At 63.0% G+C, this 571-nt stretch carries 1 protein-coding gene; it reads left to right on the forward strand.

All coding sequences use genetic code 11. The features are described from left to right. The coding region (locus tag CXQ89_RS17840) for a BMP family protein (RefSeq protein WP_146067308.1) at window positions 1–540 on the forward strand (540 nt) is incomplete at its 5' end. Window positions 541–571: the final 31 nt, after the last annotated feature.

Here is a 571-nt window from a genome sequence, read left to right on the forward strand (position 1 = left end):
GCGGACGGCGTGAAGTACTACAACGAGCAAAAGGGCAAGAACGTCAAGCTTCTTGGCTGGAACAAGGACGCCCAGGACGGCAGCTTCACGGGCGACTTCGAAAAGCAGGACGTGGGGAAGCAGCTGACCCAGAACTTCCTGGACCAGGGCGCCGACATCGTGATGCCCGTGGCCGGCCCGGTGGGCAAGGGCGCCGGTGCAGCGCTGAGCGAAGCCAAGGACGCCGGCAAGGACGTCAAGCTGATCTGGGTGGACTCCGACGGCTACCTCACCGCCCCTGACTACAAGGACATCATGTTGTCTTCGGTCATGAAGCAGATGGGCGACGCCGTGGAAACCGTGGTCAAGGAGGACAAGGAAGGCAAGTTCAGCAACACCCCGTACGTCGGCACCCTGGCCAACGAGGGCGTGCAGCTGGCCCCGTTCCACGATCTCGAGTCCCAGGTCCCCGCGGAGCTGAAGACCGAACTTGAGCAGATCAAGAAGGACATCGTTGACGGCAAGCTGAAGGTGGAGTCCGCCGCCAGCCCCAAGGCCTGACCCGCATCTGAAGCGCCACCCCCGGTTGGTC

Source organism: Arthrobacter sp. ZGTC212 (assembly GCF_002929255.1).
GTDB classification, from domain to species: domain Bacteria; phylum Actinomycetota; class Actinomycetes; order Actinomycetales; family Micrococcaceae; genus Arthrobacter_B; species Arthrobacter_B sunyaminii.